Origin of the sequence: uncultured Microbulbifer sp. (genome assembly GCF_913055755.1) — a bacterium.
Classification (GTDB): Bacteria; Pseudomonadota; Gammaproteobacteria; order Pseudomonadales; family Cellvibrionaceae; genus Microbulbifer.
In genome coordinates, this window is the sequence record NZ_CAJXKH010000148.1 from 1 (window position 1) to 5,216 (window position 5,216).

Below are 5,216 nucleotides of genomic sequence, written 5' to 3' on the forward strand. Positions count from 1 at the left end.
GGCCATGGAAAAGAAGATACTGCTAACGGACTGCCCGGACGACAAGGGGCTGATCGCCAAGATCACCAACATCTGCTACAAGCACCAGCTCAACATCACCAAGAACGACGAGTTCGTCGACCGCGCCCAGGGCCGCTTCTTCATGCGCACCGCGCTGGAAGGCAACTTCAATGATGCCACCCTGCTGGAAGACCTGGATATGGCGCTGCCCCAGGGTGCCGCGCGCAAACTGGTGGCCAGCGGCCGCAAGCGCCTGGTGCTGATGGTGACGAAAGAGGCCCACTGCCTGGGCGATATCCTGATGAAATGCTACGCCGGCGCGCTGGACGTGGAGATTGCCGCGGTGATCGGCAATCACCAGGACCTGCAGCCGCTGGTGGAAAAGTTCGATATTCCGTTTCACTGGTTACCCGCAGAGGGACTGGAACGGGCCCAGCACGAAGAGCAGGTGATGCAGCTGGTGGACGGCTACGGGCCGGATTACTTGGTTCTCGCCAAATATATGCGCGTGCTGACCCCGCAGTTTGTTGCGCACTATAAAAAGCGCATCATCAATATCCACCACTCATTTTTACCTGCATTTATCGGTGCCAAACCCTACCTGCAGGCGTTTGAGCGCGGGGTAAAGATCATCGGTGCCACTGCCCACTTCGTCACCGACGACCTGGACGAGGGGCCGATCATCGAGCAGGATGTGATTCACGTGGACCACGGTTATTCCGCCGAGTCCATGGCCAGCGCCGGCCGCGATGTGGAAAAGCAGGTGCTGAGCCGCGCACTGCAACTGGTGCTGGAAGAGCGGGTGTTTATCCACGGCAACCGCACAGTTGTTTTTAAATAACGATTTTCAAATAAAGATAAATAGTAAAAGGGGGCGTAATGTTCTGCCGAGTGCCCGCGAAGTTTTTGTGTGTTTCGGTTGTGTTGTCTCTGGCGGCCTGCGCGAGCGAGCCGTCGGCGCCGAATCCGGGGCTGAAAGAATCTTTCCACACCGAAATCTCTGCCAATGGTTCCAAGCGCTTTACCTACGCCCTGGAAATGGCTGCGCCGCAACTGCGCGGCCCCTATACCGAAAACCCTACGACACGCCGCGGCATATTGCGCGAACAGGAAATGATGCGCAGGCAACCGCGAGCGGGCAGGTCAGTGAATTTCGATCACGCGCTGGAATTGAAGCTGCAGGAATCCGGCTTCTGCCGCGACGGCTATTTTGTTATTGAGCGGGTGGTGTCGCAGATGGGCGGCGAAGTGCGCGGCGAATGTCGGGATGCGGCAGCGGGTCGTGAAGGCGCCCCAAGATAGTGCGCTTGCAGAATTCTAGTCAGGCATATGGATCAGTGCCTAGGTTTTAAACAATTGCTTAAAAATTTTCACGATGGCGCGTTTTTCTTTTCCTTGTGGAGCGCGGGTGCTGCTTGACTTTTACTGGAGTTAGTGGTTCTTTCGTACCAATCGCATATTACAAGGAATGTACATGCAATTCGTGAATTATCAGCAGATGTCCCTCGCCTTGCAGGAAAATCGTAGAAAACTGCCCAAGAAAATTGATCTTGTGGTTGGAATTCCGCGCTCCGGCATGATCCCTGCAACGATGCTGGCAACTCAGCTCAACCTCCCCTTGACCGACATTGACGGCTTGAAGGCCGGCAGGTTGTTGGGCTTCGGCGATACGAAGAAAACGCCCGATATAGAGGCGGCCCATGCGGCAGATCGAACGGTACTGGTGATCGATGATGCTGTAGGGTCTGGGCGGGCATTCAAGAAAGCGCGGAAGGACCTCGAAGGGGTGGAAGGCCATGTTGTCTTCTGTGCTGTTTTTGCACCGGTTGCAAAGCACCCGGATGTCGATGTTGTGCTTGAAAAGCTGGCTTCTACCTTGGTTGCCCCGTGGAACCTATTACATTCCAGTGTGCTGCGGAATGCCTGTGTCGATATTGATGAGGTGTTTTGTCGTAACCCAGTGGCGTATGAGTACGACAATGACGAAGTGTATCGTCGGTTTCTGCTGGAAGCTGAGCAGCTACATGCATCATCGGGCGAAATCGGTTGGCTGATTACCTCGCGCCGGGAAACGTATCGACCTGAAACCGAGGCTTGGCTGGAGAAGTATGGGGTGAAGTATCGTGAGTTGATCATGACGCAGTCAGATGAAGAGCATGCGAATTCCCCGGCGTTTAAAGCCCGTGTATACCAGGAGACAGGTGCTGGCCTGTTTATTGAGAGCGACGCGGCAGTTGCTGCGGAAATTTTTGCATTGAGCAAAAGACCCGTAGTCTGTATTGAAACGCAATCCGTGGTCTCAGGTTCTAATCAGGTGGATACGGGCGGAAAAATGGTTGCCCGGACGTCGATGGGACTTGCCAAGCTAAAGCTCCAGCTCCGTAATCTAATTGGAGACAATGCCTATTACGCGATCAAGAGCATCGCTGGCCGAGGATGAACAGCATCACTTGTGTTAACCGTGATTGATGTGATCTGACGGTTACTCGGTGGCGGAGTGGAAGGCTGGGATCTTTCGCGAGATCCCGGCTAATTTTTTTTCCGAGGAATTCGAACTGCAGGAATCCGCCTCCTGCCGCGGCGCCCAGGCCGCTTGAGGGTAAACCCTGCCGAGGGGCCGGTTCCGCCTTGCGGAAACAAAGCGGAAACAAAAAAGCCGGAGCATTGCTCCGGCTTTTTTGTTTCCGATATCCGGACTATCAGTCCATATAGCTCTCAACCGGCGGGCAGGAGCAGATCAGGTTGCGGTCACCATAGACGTTGTCGATACGGTTGGACGCCGGCCACACCTTGTGGTGCTTCAGCCAGGCTGCCGGGCGCGCGGCAATCTCGCGGCTGTAGGCGTGGGTCCACTCGTCGGTCATGACGTCGTCCTGGGTGTGCGGCGCATTGTGCAGCGGGTTGTCTTCCGCGGTGTACTTGCCGCTGGCCACGTCTTCCGCTTCCTGGCGGATGGTCGCCATGGCTTCCACGAAACGATCCAGCTCCTCCTGGGCTTCCGACTCGGTCGGTTCGATCATCAGGGTACCGGCGACCGGGAAGGACATGGTGGGCGCGTGGAAACCGAAGTCCATCAGGCGCTTGGCAATGTCTTCCTCGGAAATACCACTCACTTCCTTCAGCGGGCGCAGGTCGATCAGGCACTCGTGGGCGACGAAACCGTTGCTGCCCTTGTACAGCAGCGGGTAGTGCTCGCTCAGCTTTTTGGCCACATAGTTGGCGTTCAGGATCGCGGTCTCGGTGGCGAGCTGCATGCCCTGTTTGCCCATCATGCGGATGTACATCCAGCTGATCGGCAGGATGCTCGCTGAGCCCCAGGGTGCCGCGGAAATGGTGCCGTTCTTGGCGTCGTTGCCCGGTACTTCGGTCACCGGGTGGCCCGCCAGGTAGGGCTTCAGGTGTTCGCCGACGGCAATCGGGCCCATGCCCGGGCCGCCACCACCGTGGGGGATACAGAAGGTTTTGTGCAGGTTCAGGTGGGATACGTCACCGCCGAACTTGCCCGGCGCCGCGACGCCGATCAGGGCGTTCATGTTGGCGCCGTCGATGTACACCTGGCCACCGGCGTTGTGGATCAGCTCGCAGATCTCGCGGATGCCTTCCTCGAACACGCCGTGGGTGGACGGGTAGGTGACCATCAGCGCGGCGATGCGATCGCCGTGCTCTTCGATCTTGGCCTTGAGGTCTTCGATGTCCACGTTGCCCTTGTTGTCACAGGCAACCACTACCACCTTCATGCTCACCATCATCGCGGATGCGGGGTTGGTGCCGTGGGCGGAGGCGGGGATCAGGCAGATATCGCGCTGGCCTTCACCCTTGGCTTCCAGGTATTTCTTGATTGCGACCAGACCGGCGTACTCGCCCTGGGAGCCGGCGTTCGGCTGCAGGCTGACGGCGTCGTAACCGGTACAGGCGGCCAGCATCTGCTCCAGCTGGGTGAACATCTCGCGGTAGCCCTCGGCCTGATCGGCCGGGGCAAACGGGTGCAGCTTGCCGAATTCCGGCCAGGTCACCGGGATCATTTCCGCGGTGGCGTTCAGCTTCATGGTGCAGGAACCCAGCGGGATCATGCTGTGGTTGAGCGCAATGTCCCTGGACTCCAGGGTCTTCAGGTAGCGCAGCATCTCGGTTTCCGAGTGGTGCGTATTGAATACCGGGTGGGTCAGGAAATCGCTGCTGCGCTGCAGGCCGGCGGGTACACCGGCGGGGCCCTTGGCGGCCAGCTCGCTGTCGATCTTGGCCAGGTCCAGGCTGTTGTCGCCGCCAATGAAAAGGTCCAGCAGCTCGGAAACGTCCTGCAGGGTGGTGGTTTCGTTCAGGCTGACACCCAGGGCGTCGCTGCCAACCTTGCGCAGGTTGATCTCGGCCTTGATCGCGCAGTCGTAGATGGCGGACTGCTTGTCGCCCACGGATACGGTCAGGGTGTCGAACCAGCTGTCGTGGGTCAGGCCCAGGCCTTTTTCTTTCAGGCCGGTGGCGAGGATATCGGTCAGGCGCTGGATGCGCGCGGCGATGGTCTTCAGGCCTTCGGGGCCGTGGTAGATGGCGTAGAAGGCGCTCATCACCGCCAGCAGTACCTGGGAGGTACAGATGTTGGAGTTGGCCTTCTCGCGGCGGATGTGCTGCTCGCGGGTCTGCATCGCCATGCGCAGGGCGCGCTTGCCCTTGCTGTCTACGGAAACGCCGATGATGCGGCCGGGGGCGGAGCGCTTGTAGGCTTCGCGGAAGGCGAAGAAGGCGGCGTGCGGGCCGCCGTAGCCCATGGGGATACCGAAGCGCTGGTTGGTGCCGATTACCACGTCGGCACCCATTTCACCCGGTGCCTTGAGCGCTACCAGGCCCATCAGGTCTGCGGCCACGGTGACCAGGGCGCCGGCTTCGTGCACCTTGGCGATCAGGTCGGTGAGGTCGCGCACCACACCGGTGGAGCCCGGATACTGGAAAAGGGCGCCAAAAAGCTCTTCCGGCAGGTCGGTTTCCGGGTTGCCGACCGTCACCTCGAAACCGAAGTGCTCGGCGCGGGTTTGCACCACCGCGATGGTCTGCGGGTGGCAGTCCTGATCCACAAAGAAGGTATTGGATTTGTTGCGCTTCACCTGGCGCTTGCACATGGACATGGCTTCCGCGGCGGCGGTGCCTTCGTCCAGCATGGAGGCGTTGGCCAGTTCCATGCCGGTGAGGTCCATGATCATCTGCTGGAAGTTCAGCAGGCCCTC

At 59.0% G+C, this 5,216-nt stretch carries 4 protein-coding genes; 3 read left to right on the top strand and 1 reads right to left on the bottom strand.

All coding sequences use genetic code 11. The features are described from left to right. From purU to QZ511_RS16250, 3 genes are all read left to right on the top strand, one after another. Positions 1-841: formyltetrahydrofolate deformylase (gene purU, locus QZ511_RS16240; RefSeq protein WP_366935674.1), on the top strand; the 841-nt coding region annotated here is incomplete at its 5' end. An 80-nt stretch (positions 842-921) separates the two neighbouring features. Further along, positions 922-1,302, top strand: coding sequence for a hypothetical protein (locus QZ511_RS16245; RefSeq protein WP_295804060.1), 381 nt, complete (start codon positions 922-924; stop codon positions 1,300-1,302). A gap of 172 nt (positions 1,303-1,474) precedes the next feature. Then, on the top strand, positions 1,475-2,440 hold the full coding sequence (locus tag QZ511_RS16250) for a phosphoribosyltransferase family protein (protein ID WP_295804061.1): 966 nt from the start codon (positions 1,475-1,477) through the stop codon (positions 2,438-2,440). A 259-nt stretch (positions 2,441-2,699) separates the two neighbouring features. On the opposite strand, the gene gcvP is transcribed toward QZ511_RS16250, so the two are convergent. After that, positions 2,700-5,216, bottom strand: a 2,517-nt coding sequence (gene gcvP / locus QZ511_RS16255) for an aminomethyl-transferring glycine dehydrogenase (protein WP_295804062.1), incomplete at its 5' end; no start/stop codon positions are given.